Raw genomic sequence first — 12,779 nt, 5'->3', positions numbered from 1 at the left:
TGGTTGGCGGCAAGTTTAGTGAGGATTAAGCCTGCTGTGCCGGGTAGGGCTTGTTGTGGTGAGCGGGCTTGCCCCGCGCTGGGCTGCGCAGCGGCCCCCATAAAAAACGCCGCGTTCTTTCAGAAAGAACGCGGCGTCTGGTTTTTTGGGCTGCTGCGCAGCCCAGCGCGGGGCAAGCCCGCTCACCACACAGGTCTACTCACCACAGGGAGTCAGCCCTCGCGCACCATGTCCACATGCGGAATGCCGACTTCAAGGAATTCGTCACTGACGATCTTGAAGCCCAGTCGCTCATAGAACGGCGCTGCATACACCTGCGCACTCAGGAACTGCTTGGCCTGGCCGCGTTGCTCGGCCACGCCGATCACCGCTTCCATCAGCTTGTCGCCGACCTTCAGTCCGCGCCAGTCCTTGAGTACCGACACGCGTCCGATCTCGCCACTGGGCAGCAGGCGCGCGGTGCCAATTGGAAAATCACCTTCGAATGCAAGGAAATGCACAGCGCCGGCGTCGTCCGCGTCCCACTCCAGCTCTGGCGGAACCGATTGTTCAGCGATAAACACCGCTTCACGAATGCGCCGAATCTCGGCGATATCCTTTTGCCAGTCCGCGACACTTACGTGAATCTTATTCATCGGCAAATCCCAGGCTTCCTTGCTTGACCAATTCGCACAGCAGGTCGCGACCGTCTTCGTCCGCCAGCCATGGGGCGAGGTTTTCGGCGTGCAGGGCGTCGGCGGCGCAGATCAGCTTGAGCAGTTCGCGCAGCTTGCCCGGCAGGTAGCGGCTCTGGCCGCTGGCGAACAGCAGCACATCATTGTCGACTTCCGACCAAGCCATGCGCGCGCTAGGGTTGCGCACCAGGATCGCGCCGTCTTGCAGGCTGTTGACGAAATCTTCTTCGCCCAACTCTTCACCGGCCACCAGTTCAGGATAGCGCGGTTCGGTCATGAACTGGCCGAACCAGGTCAGCAGCATGCGCTCGTCGCTCATGTGCTCGGCCAGCAGGCTCTTGAGGCGGTCGAGCGCGTCGCCCTGGATCTGGTGCGGGTCGCTGACCGGCTGGGCGTCGGCGTCGGTGTAGCGTTCTTCGTCAGTCAGGTACTGGCTGAGGAAGTCGGTGAAGTGGGTCAGCACTTCAGCGGCGCTGGGGGCGCGGAAACCCACGGAGTAGGTCATGCAGTCATCTTCGGCAATGCCGAAGTGCGCCAGGCGCGGTGGCAGGTAAAGCATGTCGCCCGGTTCCAGTACCCACTCGGCGCTTTCTTCGAATTCAGCGAGGATGCGCAGGTCGGCGTGCTGCAGCAGCGGGCTTTCGGAGTTGCACATCTGGCCGATCTTCCAGTTGCGCTTGCCTTGGGCTTGCAGCAGGAACACATCGTAGTTGTCGAAGTGCGGGCCGACGCTGCCACCGGGTGCGGCGAAGCTGATCATCACGTCGTCGATGCGCCAGCTTGGCAGGAAGCGGAACTGCTCGAGCAATTCGGCCACTTCCGGCACGAACTGGTCGACAGCCTGCACTAGCAAGGTCCACTCACGCTCGGGCAGGGTGCTGAAGGCATCTTCAGCAAACGGGCCGCGACGCAATTCCCACGGACGCTCGCCGTGTTCGATCACCAGGCGCGACTCGACTTCTTCTTCCAGGGCCAGGCCGGCCAGTTCGTCGGCGTCGATCGGGCTTTCGAAATCAGGGATGGCCTGGCGGATCAGCAGCGGCTTTTTCTGCCAGTAGTCGCGCAGGAATTCCCGTGCCGTGATGCCGCCTAGAAGTTGAAGAGGGATATCAGGATTCATGTGTAACCTATTGAAAAAAAGCACTTTTCAGACTGGAATAAAAACGCCCGGCGCGGCCGGGCGTCTCAAAGGGTCAAGCAGCGATCAGATGCGCTTGGCTTGCTCTACAGCGTTGCCGATGTAGTTGGCCGGGGTCAGCAGTTTCAGCTCGGCCTTGGCCGCGGCTGGCATGTCCAGGCCGTCGATGAAAGTTTGCAGTGCGTCAGAGGTGATGCCCTTGCCGCGCGTCAACTCTTTCAGCTTCTCGTACGGGTTTTCGATGTTGTAGCGGCGCATCACGGTCTGGATCGGCTCGGCCAGGACTTCCCAGCACGCGTCCAGGTCAGCGGCGATCTTCTGCTCGTTGAGTTCCAGCTTGCTGATGCCCTTGAGGCTGGCCTCATACGCGATCACGCTGTGAGCGAAGCCCACGCCGAGGTTGCGCAGTACGGTGGAGTCGGTCAGGTCGCGCTGCCAGCGGGAGATCGGCAACTTGCTGGCCAGGTGCTGGAACAGGGCGTTGGCGATGCCGAGATTGCCTTCGGAGTTTTCGAAGTCGATCGGGTTGACCTTGTGCGGCATGGTCGACGAACCGATTTCACCGGCAATGGTGCGCTGCTTGAAGTAGCCCAGGGAGATGTAGCCCCAGATATCGCGATCGAAGTCGATCAGGATGGTGTTGAAGCGCGCAATGGCGTCGAACAGCTCGGCGATGTAGTCGTGGGGTTCGATCTGCGTGGTGTACGGGTTGAAACCCAGGCCCAACTCGTCTTCGATGAAGGCGCGGGCGTTGGCTTCCCAGTCGATCTCAGGGTAGGCCGACAGGTGGGCGTTGTAGTTGCCTACGGCGCCGTTGATCTTGCCCAGCAGTGGCACGGCCGCCACTTGAGCGATCTGACGCTCCAGGCGGTACACCACGTTGGCCAGTTCTTTGCCCAAGGTGGTCGGCGACGCCGGCTGGCCGTGGGTGCGCGACAGCATTGGCACGTCGGCGAAGCGGATAGCCAGTTCGCGGATGGCGTTGGCGGTCTGGCGCATCAGCGGCAGCATCACGTCATCACGGCCTTCGCGCAGCATCAGGGCGTGGGACAGGTTGTTGATGTCCTCGCTGGTGCAGGCAAAGTGGATGAACTCACTGACCTGGGCCAGTTCCGGCAGCTTGGCCGCTTGCTCTTTGAGCAGGTATTCGATGGCTTTTACGTCGTGGTTGGTGGTGCGCTCGATCTCTTTCACACGCTCGGCGTGCTCCAGGGAGAAGTTTTCCGCCAGGGTGTTGAGCACAGCGATGGCTTCGGCGGAGAACGCCGGCACTTCGCTGATGGCGGGATGAGCGGCCAGGCGCTGGAGCCAGCGCACTTCAACCAGTACACGAGCACGGATCAGGCCGTATTCGCTGAAAATAGGGCGCAGGGCCTGGGTTTTGCCGGCGTAGCGGCCGTCAACAGGGGAAACCGCAGTGAGCGAAGAGAGCTGCATGGGGTGTTCTCGGACAGTCGGGCAACGAAATGGGGCGCGTATCATACATGAAAAAATCCGCCGGTCCGTCGCCAACTGACCGGCGTATTACGCGTAACGGCTTGAAAATGCCTGTCGGTGCGACTTATTCGTTGCGCATCAACGGGTAAAGCTCTTTGAGCAATTTGCGGCGGCTGATCACCAGCTGCCAACGATGACCGCCCAACTGACGCCACAACCGCGCCGAACGAATACCGGCCAGGAGCAGGGCGCGAATTTTCGAGGCGTTGTTCGGTTGCTGCAGGTTGCGCATGTCGCCATGCACCTGTATGCGTTGGCGCAAGGTGCTCAGGGTGTCCTGGTATAGCGCGCCACAGGCCGCGATCACGTTTTCGTGGGCCGGGCCGAAGTGTTCCACCTGGGACTGAATCTGCGGCAAGCGCTTGCCGATGACCTCCAGCAGGTCGTCGCGCTTGGCCAGTTGACGCTCAAGGCCAAGCATTGACAAGGCATAGCGCAACGGCTCGCGCTGCAACGTGCTTGGGTCGCGCTCCAGGGCGCCGATCAGCGCGCGGTAACCTTCACGCAGGGCGATATCGTCGCCGCCGTAGACTTCCAGGGTGTCCTTGGGGTCGCGGATCAGCAGGCTGCCGAGCATGCAGGTCAGGCCGGCTTCGGTGACCTGGCCGGTCTTGGCGATCTTGTCCACCAATACAGCGGCGAGGAAAACCCCGCCCAGCGCCGTCAATTGCTCCTGGGTCGGGCTCATGCCGATTTGCTCCAGGCTTCGGCCACTTCAATCACGCCGCCGCCTAGGCAGATTTCACCGTCGTAGAACACCACGGACTGGCCAGGCGTGACTGCGCGTTGCGGGTCATCGAAGATAGCGCGGTAGCCGGTGGCGGTTTTTTCCAGGGTGCAGGGCTGGTCGCTCTGGCGATAACGCACTTTGGCAGTCAGGCGGCGCGGGGTGCTCAGGTCGATCGGGTTGACCCAATAGATTTCTGAAGCAAGCAGGGCGCCGGAGAACAGCAGTGGATGCTCGTTGCCTTGGCCGACGATCAGCACGTTGTTTTCCAGGTCCTTGACCAGCACGTACCACGGCTCTTCACCGGCGTCTTTCAAGCCGCCGATGCCCAGGCCCTGGCGTTGGCCGATGGTGTGGTACATCAGGCCATGGTGACGGCCGATGACTTCACCTTCGGTGGTGTGGATTTCGCCCGGTTGCGCCGGCAGGTACTGCTTGAGGAAGTCGCTGAAGCGGCGCTCGCCGATAAAGCAGATCCCGGTGGAATCCTTCTTCTTAGCGGTGGCCAGGCCGTGTTTCTCGGCGATCTTGCGCACTTCGGGTTTTTCCAGCTCGCCCACCGGGAACAGGGTCTTGGCGATCTGTTCACTGCCGACGGCGTGCAGGAAGTAGCTCTGGTCCTTGTTCGGGTCCAGGCCTTTGAGCAGTTCGGTGCGACCGTCGATGTCACGGCGGCGCACGTAGTGGCCAGTGGCAATCAGGTCGGCGCCGAGCATCATGGCGTAGTCGAGGAACGCCTTGAACTTGATTTCACGGTTGCACAGGATGTCCGGGTTCGGCGTGCGCCCAGCCTTGTATTCGGCCAGGAAATGCTCGAACACGTTGTCCCAGTACTCGGCGGCGAAGTTGGCGGTGTGCAGCTTGATACCGATCTTGTCGCACACGGCCTGGGCGTCCGCCAGGTCGTCCATGGCGGTGCAGTATTCCGTTCCATCGTCTTCTTCCCAGTTCTTCATGAACAGGCCTTCCACCTCATAACCCTGCTCCATGAGCAGAACGGCGGAAACGGAAGAATCCACGCCGCCGGACATACCGACGATGACGCGCTTCTTTTGTGTGTCAGAAGGGGCTGGATCACGCATAGGGTTTCAACGGGTGTCTTGAAAAAGGACGCGATTCTATCAGGCTCAGGCCTTCAAGGCTAAAGAGAAGGGCGGATCAATTCGAGGCTGTGGCGCTGACCGGCCAGATAATCATCGATACAGCGGATGATCAGCTCGCTGCGCCAGTCATTGCGCAGTTCCATCAGCTCGTCACGGGTCAGCCAGCGGGCGCGGAGGATGCCTTCGTCAAGTTGATAGTCTGGATGGTGTTTCAGAGGTTTGGCGATGAAGCAGACTCTTTGATAAGTCACGCCATTGCTGGGGGCGGTGTACAGGTAAATCCCGACGATGCCGGTGGCTTCGACGTCCCAGCCGGTTTCCTCGAGGGTTTCGCGCACGGCGGCTTCGGTGAGGGTTTCATGCGGGTCGAGGTGGCCGGCGGGCTGGTTGAGCACGGCGCGGCCGCCTTTGAGTTCTTCGACCATGAGAAAGCGGCCTTTGTCTTCGACGATGGTGGCGACGGTGATGTGGGGTTGCCAGGTCATAAGCGGCCTCAAGGATGATGTGACTGGAGAAACTCGGTCGGTGTGGGAGCTGGCTTGCCTGCGATGGCGGTGGGTCAGTTGCAGCTGTATTGGCTGACAGACAGCTATCGCAGGCAAGCCAGCTTGTGTCTTCAAGATCTCTTAAACTCAGAAGGGTGAGAGCAGTGGATGGCAGACTGAAAGCCAGCGGTGCTTAAAGCACGAGTGGGAGCCAAGTCGCCATCCACCTCTCACTCTGACCAGAAGCCCGAACAGTTGGATGAGCGGCAAAACTCGAAATCACAAGCTAGGGATAGGTCAGAGTGCTCTCACTTCTTGAGTGTAAGAGGGTTTGGCGATGATTTCCTACTATGTTGGTCTCGATGTTTCGAAAGCGACTGTGGATGTGGGGTTTCTTCCTGCGAATTACACGCAGTTTCAGGTCAGTAATGACCTTGAGGGCTTCACTCGGCTGATCACATGCCTGAACGAGCTTGAGGTGGGAAGGGTCTTGCTTGAAGCCACCGGCGGCTATGAAAGGGCATTGCTCAGAGCCTTGCGGTTGGAGGGTTTGAATGTCTTTCGCGTCAATCCAAAACGCGCTCGCGACTATGCGAGAGCAATGGGCAAGATAGCTAAAACCGATAAGATCGATGCTCAGATGCTGGCGAAATTTGCGAGAGATTTCGAGGACTTGCCGCATGTTGAACCGAATAAGGATCGGGATGAGCTGGGCGAATTGCTCAAGCTGCGAGGCAGCTTGGTCAAGAGCCGGGACAGCGACAAGCGCCGGATGAAGCAAACCACATGCGCTAAAGCCATATCCACTTACACCGATCACATCGCTTACCTGGAGGGCCAGATCAAGTCATTGGGTAAGGAGATTGAGGATGCCTCGACCGTGCTGGATCAGGAGAAAGCCAGACGACTGAGGTCGGTGAAAGGGATCGGAGCCATCACCTGCGGAACGCTCTTGGCATTTCTTCCTGAGCTTGGAACCGTGTCGGGACGCAAGATTGCGGCTTTGGCAGGGTTAGCGCCCTACAACAACGATAGCGGCAAGAAGAGCGGCCCTAGATCAATCGAGGGCGGGCGCTATACGGTGCGTGGCGCAACCTATATGTCGACCTGGTCAATGGTTCAGCACGATCCGCAAGTCAAAGCCGAATATGAGGCTCTGCGAGCGCGAGGCAAGCTTGCGAAGGTCGCTGTTGTGGCATGCATGCGAAAGCTCTTGATTCGTCTAAACGCAATGCTGCGAGATGGCACGGGTTGGAGAGAGCAGAAATCTCAGGTCCCCGCAGCCTGATAACAAATGAGGGGCACTTTACTGAAGCGCGGGCTTCGCCAGTAATACCGCTACGCGGTATTACTGGCGAAGCCATGTCCGAAAGGATTATTTTTAAAATAAATCCTCAAAGACAGTTGCTCCCACATTTTGATTGGGTTTCTTCAGTAAGTCTGCATAAGTGTTCTGCATGATGCGCCTAACATTTTATGATTTTACGGATGCCAGGGCCTGGCGCAGTTTACCTCTTCAAGTCAATTTGGAGAGTGTCATGAGCCCGGTTGCCCACAAAAGCTACGAAGTACGTCTCACTTCGCCGCTACCCATTGCCTTCATTCTGCTGTGGAGTTCCGGTTATATCGGCGGCGCCTTCGGCGTGCGTTATGGCGAGCCGTTCACCATGACGTTCTACCGGTTTGCCCTGGCGGCGCTGGTTTTCCTGGGAGTTGCACTCGCGATTAATGCGCAATGGCCGAAAAAGCTGACGCTTTACCTTCACGCTGCAGCAGTTGGGTTGCTTCTGCAGGCGTTGCAGTTCGGTGGCTTGTATGCCGGCATCAGTCAGGGCGTTCCCGCAGGTCAAGCCGCATTGATCGTCGGGCTGATGCCGGTATTTGTCGTGATCGGTGCTTATTTCTTTTTAGGTGAGCAATTGAGTTGGCGCGACCTGCCGGGGTCCATCCTGGGCGTCGGCGGTGTGGTTATTGTCGTAGCCAGCAGCCTTTTCGGCACCGAGGCGTCACTAGCCGGATATGGCGCAGTGGGCCTGGCGTTGCTAGGTATCACACTCGGCACGCTCTATCAGAAGCGCTTTCTGGGTGGCGTGAACCTGTGGGTGGGCTGCTTCATTCAGATGGTTGTCGCGTCGCTGGTTATGTTGCTGCTGGCCTACACCACCGAAACCATGCGCGTGACCGAATGGGCGCCATTTGCAGCGTCGATAGCCTGGATCACGTTGATGAACTCCGTTGGGGCGCTGACGCTGCTGTATTTGATGATTCGCCGGGGGGAGGCAAGTAAGGCGACTAACTTGTTTCATGTTATTCCGGCGGTCACGCAGATCATGGCGTCGCTAGTGTTGGGTGAAGTGCCGAGTGCGGTGGCGATTGTGGGGTTTGTTGTTTCGGCGGTTGGGGTTTATTTGATGAATCATGCCCGCGCGAAGTGATTGATAAATAGTTCATTCGTGACAAGGCGGAGAACGGCCATGCATACAATAAGCGGCAGCGGAATATTTGATATTCAGATGAGCAAGTTGGGCGGTGGATTATCTACAGACGATCTCGAGCATTTGAAGTTTGAACCTTATCAAATTGATGGTCGGGAGGGCGTTTCGATATTTCATCTGTATGACGCCCGGCAAAATGAACGGGGGCCCGCTGCGGCCTTGGTTCGTTACAACTCGGGGGCCTTCACCCCAAGACATATGCACTTGGGGTGGGAGTTGGTTTTGGTGTTAAAGGGCGAGCTGCTTGATGATAGGGGGTGTCATGCAGAGGGTGTGTTGCAGGTTTATCCGCCAGGTTCTTCACATGAGCTCTCTTCGGTGGCCGGCTGTACGTTCCTGGTTGTTTGGGAGCAACCTGTTCAGGTTGTTACGTCGCCCGAAGGCAGTGCGGGCGCTGCCTCAACTGCTGAGGCCGACCTATGAAAGTCATTAGCGAGCAACAAGCGGCGGACTTGATCGAAGACGGTTGGACAATCATCCCCGGTGGCTTTGGAAGTTGCGGGCATCCGGATGGTCTCACGCGCGCAATCAGTGAGCGTTTCAAGCGCGAAGGGCGACCGCGCCAAATTGGTCTGCTCTTTGCGTCGGCCTCCGGGGATCTCAAGGGGCGAGGTGTCGATCTATTTGCTCAGCCAGGGCTGGTGGCCAAGGCTATTGGCGGTTTTTGGGGGCTGGTTCCGCGACTGGGCGAGATGGCGCGACGCAGCGAAATAGAGGCGCATAACTGGCCGCAAGGTGTCATCAGTCAGCTCTTTCGTGCGATAGCAGCCAAAAAGCCCGGAGTAATATCCAGTATCGGGCTCAATACTTTCGTTGATCCCAATAATGACGGGGGCCGTTTAAATGATCAAGGGGGCGGTCCGCTTGTTCAAAGAGTTGATATAAAGGGGGTGACGACACTTTTCTATCCCTCGCTTGATGTTAATTGTGCGTTGCTGAGAGGTACCTGCTGCGATCCTGATGGAAATATCTCAATGGAAAGGGAGGTTTCTTATAGTGACTCGCTGGCGCAGGCAATGGCTGTCAAGAATTGTGGCGGTACTGTAATAGTGCAAGTTGAAAGTTTGGTAGGGCTGCACGAGATAGAACCACACCATGTAAAGATCCCGGGTGTATTAGTGGACTACGTCACCGTATCTCGCCCCGGAGAGCATCCTCAAACCTATGCGGAAGCCTACAACTCTGCATTCTTATGTCCGGGAGCTCCGGTGCTCGATAGGGGGGCGATTTCCTGTGCCGAGCGAATTATTGCTAAGCGCGCGCTCCAGGAAATTCGCGAGGAAAAGGCTCAAGTAATCAATCTCGGTATTGGTATGCCCACTGTTATTGGTCGAATGGCTGAAGAGAGCGGCTTACTAGGGAGTGAGACTTTTACTGTTGAGTCTGGAGTCATGGGGGGCAGACCGGCTTATGGATTGTCGTTTGGAGCCAGCTATCGACCAAGTGCTGTGATCGAGCAGGCAGCCTTGTTTGATTTTTATGAAGGTGGAGGCATTGATGTGGCGTGCTTGGGTTTTGCTGAGGTTGACGCTTTTGGTAATGTCAATGTTTCGCAGTTTGGCAGCAAGTTGCAGGGGGCTGGCGGCTTTATAAATATTTCTCAGTCCGCACGGGTCGTTATATTTTGTGGAACTTTAACGACGGTTGGGCTAGATGTGAAAATGGGTCCAGAGGGGCTGAGAATCGTCCAGGAGGGGCGCATTAAAAAATTTGTTCGTCAAGTTTCGCACCTGACATTTAATGGTGGCTACTCTGAATTGTTGCGTCAGCGCGTAATGTTTATTACAGAGCGCGCCGTTTTTTCGTTGCGTAATGGCGTGCTCTATTTGGATGAGGTTGCGACGGGTATTGATGTCGCACGCGATATTGCGCCGTGCATCGAAGGCGGATTTGTGATCTCGGCTAATTGCAAGCGTATGAAAGAGGATGTCTTTTTAGTTTAGGTTTATGTGTCATCGTAAGGTTTAAGTATAGTTGGCAATGTGAGGTGTCGAGTGGGGTGATCAATTCGATTGCGAGGAGGCTGTTATGGCAAATACCGTGATTACAATCATTGGCGGTGGCGCATCAAGCGTCGCGTTTATCTATTCTCTATTGGAGGGTCTGAGTAGATCGGGTTGTCACTCGAGTCTCTCTTTGTTTTTAATCGACAGGCAGTCCCAGTGTGGGTGCGGGCTCGCCTATTCAGAGGACTGTATCACTAATCTTTTAAATACTCGGGCCGAGTTCATCTCGCCTTTCGCCGATCAGCCTGGACATTTCTATAAATGGTTGTCGGATAATCGGGATGTTTGGGAGGATGCCTTTCCCGGCATTGAATTATTGCCTCAAGCCTTTCTGCCAAGGCCGCTGTTCGGGCTTTACCTTGCGCATATGGTTCGGTGTCTGGTTAATAGGGCGGTGGCACTCGGCTGCCAGTTGATTCAGGTTCATGATGAGGCGGTCAGCCTGAGTTTCGCTCACGACGGAAAAGTTGTGGTTTTAACCAGAGGGAATCTTTCCTTTCCTAGTGATCACGTGGTACTCAGTTGCGGTAATGCTCGCAGTCTGGAATATCAGCATCTGGCGACGTCAGAGGGCTTTTTCAACAGTCCTTATCCTCTAAGGCGTACATGTCGCTTGATTCCAAAGCACGCAAGTGTGGCCATTGTCGGCTCAAGGCTGAGCGCCATTGATACACTGATCGGGCTCACGACCAATGGGCATGTGGGGCCGATCACATTGCATTCGCGTACAGGCGCATTGCCCTATGTTCGGGGAACTCAGGCACGCTATAAACCGAAAATCCTGACGCCTGAGACTGTCAAGTCTTGCATTTCCAGCTATGGGGTGGTCCGACTTGAAGATGTGGCGCGCTGGACGTTGCAGGAGTTAGCTTTAGGCGGAGAGGCAACTGGCGCGATTGATTGGTCGTCCAAGTGCGCCCAGAAGCCCGCCATTGAGTTTCTGACGGATGAAATCGCACAGGCACAGCACCCCCGATTCTGGCAGTCGGTGCTTTATTCTACGAATGCGGTACTTGATCTGATTTGGCCTGCAATGCCTGATGAGGACAGGCGAAGATTTTTAGGATATTCAAGTTGGTGGATGGCTTACCGCGTTTCCATCCCGGTTGAGAATGCAATAAAGATAAAGGTGTTGCTAGAGACGGAACAGTTGTCGATCTGCAAGGGTGAGCTTAAAACAGTGGAGTGTGGCGCAGGGTTTACCTTGGTAGTGGGTGATTGTTCAGACGTTCGCCGCTGCGAGTATGACGCAGTGGTCATTGCGACTGGTACGCCTCGCGACGTCAGAATGTTCGACAACCCTCTTGTGCAAAATATGCTTAATCAGGGTCTCGCTTGTATTGATCCGTTTGGGGGTGTAAGGGTTTCTGCTAAAACCGGCGGACTGATTAATCAGCTAGGTTGTGTGGACGATAGAATTACAGTGCTAGGTGAGCTCACGAGCGGCGCATTCTTTTTTACCAGCGCGCTGGATATCAATTCCCGTCATTCGGCGAGTCGAGCTAACGATATTCTATCGAGGCTGTCACTTGTTCATGATAGAGGTTCCTACAGTTTAGCGCCGCGTTTGTTTGCATAGGGCGTAGGAAAATATACGGGGATACACGTTAAGTTTGATCTTTCTACGCGAGTAACATCGTTACCTAGCCGAACAGCCAGTGGTGATTGTTGCAGGAATTTGCCACACTTCGAAATGTATTCCTCGGTGGGTGGTGTGTTATGAGGGTCAATCTTGATGTTCAGTCCTTACGTAGTTTTATCAAGGTGGGTGAAACCAAAAGCTTTACGCGTGCTGCGCAAGCGTTGAGTTTGACTCAGCCTGCGATCAGCCAGCAGATCAGGCGCCTCGAAGACTTACTGAGTGTAGAGCTCTTCGTAAGGGAACGGGGTCGGGTGCTGCTTACTCTCGAGGGTGAAAAGCTAATTGGCTATGCCATGGATATCGTTGCTTGCAATGACAAGATAGGCGGGCTGTTTGAGAAGGAAAAAAGAAGAGAAACAGTTGTACTGGGTATGCCTGAACATTTTTGCGAACGTGTGCTTCCGCACATAATTTCTAATATGTCCATCCAGTTTCCATCTACGCAGATAGTGGTAAAGGTCGCAAGGTCTGGCGCGTTATTGGAGGCCGTAAAGGGCGGTAAGATCGACCTGTGTCTGGTTATAGATGAACTGGATATCGCGAACGAGCCGCCTTGGCATACGTTATCGGTAAAATGGTTCGCTAGTGCGCACGTCGGCATAGGCGATGATTTGGAAGATGTACCCTTAGTGTTGTTCAAACCCCCTTGTGGATTCCGCAGTTTGGCGATCAGGAGTTTGGAGGCGTCTGGACTCAAATGGCACTGCGTCTATGAGGCGGAGGACTTGATGTCGTTGCGCTCTGCGGTGCAAGCGGGAGTGGGGGTGACGTTACTTCCTTATGTTGCACAAGTGGTGGGGCTGAGAAGCCTCGAGGGTGTCTCTGATCTGCCGAGGTTGCCCGAGTTTGCTGTGATGCTGAGGGAGCGAGCAGGTTGGAATCCTGGTTGTCGGCAGCAGATGCTGGACTTGATCCGCACGGCATGGGCTTCTGAGTATGTCGATGGCCCCCTTTGATTAAGGCCTGAAAACACAAACCCCGGCACCAGGCCGGGGTTTGTGATGTCTCCTCA

General features: G+C 56.1%; 12 protein-coding genes. 6 read left to right on the top strand and 6 right to left on the bottom strand.

Annotation, left to right across the window (positions count from 1 at the left end):
- Positions 1-212: 212 nt before the first annotated feature.
- The 6 genes from OZ428_RS20640 to OZ428_RS20615 form a co-directional block, all read right to left on the bottom strand.
- Positions 213-635 carry a GNAT family N-acetyltransferase gene (locus OZ428_RS20640; RefSeq protein WP_095015613.1) on the bottom strand — a complete coding sequence of 141 codons (423 nt, stop codon included), beginning with the start codon at positions 633-635 and terminating at the stop codon, positions 213-215.
- Positions 628-1,794, bottom strand: a complete 1,167-nt coding sequence (locus OZ428_RS20635; protein ID WP_269131120.1) for a ribosomal protein uL16 3-hydroxylase — start codon at positions 1,792-1,794, stop codon at positions 628-630. The genes OZ428_RS20640 and OZ428_RS20635 overlap by 8 nt, the downstream gene beginning before the upstream one ends.
- Positions 1,795-1,878: 84 nt before the next feature.
- The gene (gene purB, locus OZ428_RS20630) at positions 1,879-3,249 is read right to left on the bottom strand and encodes an adenylosuccinate lyase (RefSeq protein ID WP_269131119.1); all 1,371 of its coding nucleotides are present in this window, start codon (positions 3,247-3,249) and stop codon (positions 1,879-1,881) included.
- A 124-nt stretch (positions 3,250-3,373) separates the two neighbouring features.
- The gene (gene hflD / locus OZ428_RS20625) at positions 3,374-3,997 is read right to left on the bottom strand and encodes a high frequency lysogenization protein HflD (RefSeq protein WP_033896832.1); all 624 of its coding nucleotides are present in this window, start codon (positions 3,995-3,997) and stop codon (positions 3,374-3,376) included.
- Positions 3,994-5,118, bottom strand: coding sequence for a tRNA 2-thiouridine(34) synthase MnmA (gene mnmA / locus OZ428_RS20620; RefSeq protein WP_269131118.1), 1,125 nt, complete (start codon positions 5,116-5,118; stop codon positions 3,994-3,996). Before mnmA ends, hflD begins: the two co-directional genes overlap by 4 nt.
- 59 nt (positions 5,119-5,177) lie before the next feature.
- Positions 5,178-5,624: an NUDIX hydrolase gene (locus OZ428_RS20615; RefSeq protein ID WP_269131117.1), complete on the bottom strand. Its 447-nt coding sequence runs from the start codon at positions 5,622-5,624 to the stop codon at positions 5,178-5,180.
- Between the two features lie 337 nt (positions 5,625-5,961).
- On the opposite strand from OZ428_RS20615, the gene OZ428_RS20610 reads away from it, so the two are divergent.
- The 6 genes from OZ428_RS20610 (at position 5,962) to OZ428_RS20585 (ending at position 12,723) form a co-directional block, all read left to right on the top strand.
- On the top strand, positions 5,962-6,912 hold the full coding sequence (locus tag OZ428_RS20610) for a transposase (protein WP_269131116.1): 951 nt from the start codon (positions 5,962-5,964) through the stop codon (positions 6,910-6,912).
- A 250-nt stretch (positions 6,913-7,162) separates the two neighbouring features.
- Positions 7,163-8,059 carry a DMT family transporter gene (locus OZ428_RS20605; protein ID WP_269131115.1) on the top strand — a complete coding sequence of 299 codons (897 nt, stop codon included), beginning with the start codon at positions 7,163-7,165 and terminating at the stop codon, positions 8,057-8,059.
- A gap of 39 nt (positions 8,060-8,098) precedes the next feature.
- Complete coding sequence (locus OZ428_RS20600) at positions 8,099-8,542, top strand: cupin domain-containing protein (protein ID WP_269131114.1); 444 nt, start codon at positions 8,099-8,101, stop codon at positions 8,540-8,542.
- Positions 8,539-10,062: an acyl CoA:acetate/3-ketoacid CoA transferase gene (locus OZ428_RS20595; protein WP_269131113.1), complete on the top strand. Its 1,524-nt coding sequence runs from the start codon at positions 8,539-8,541 to the stop codon at positions 10,060-10,062. The genes OZ428_RS20600 and OZ428_RS20595 overlap by 4 nt, the downstream gene beginning before the upstream one ends.
- Before the next feature lie 85 nt (positions 10,063-10,147).
- The gene (locus tag OZ428_RS20590; RefSeq protein WP_269131112.1) at positions 10,148-11,704 is read left to right on the top strand and encodes an FAD/NAD(P)-binding protein; all 1,557 of its coding nucleotides are present in this window, start codon (positions 10,148-10,150) and stop codon (positions 11,702-11,704) included.
- Between the two features lie 140 nt (positions 11,705-11,844).
- Entirely contained in the window at positions 11,845-12,723 is an 879-nt protein-coding gene (locus OZ428_RS20585) for a LysR substrate-binding domain-containing protein (RefSeq protein WP_269131111.1), read from the top strand.
- Positions 12,724-12,779 lie beyond the last annotated feature (56 nt).

This window comes from Pseudomonas sp. GXZC, assembly GCF_026967615.1.
GTDB lineage: Bacteria > Pseudomonadota > Gammaproteobacteria > Pseudomonadales > Pseudomonadaceae > Aquipseudomonas > Aquipseudomonas azotoformans_A.
The sequence above is the reverse complement of the archived record's forward strand: the minus strand, read 5'-3'. Positions and strand labels throughout refer to the sequence as shown.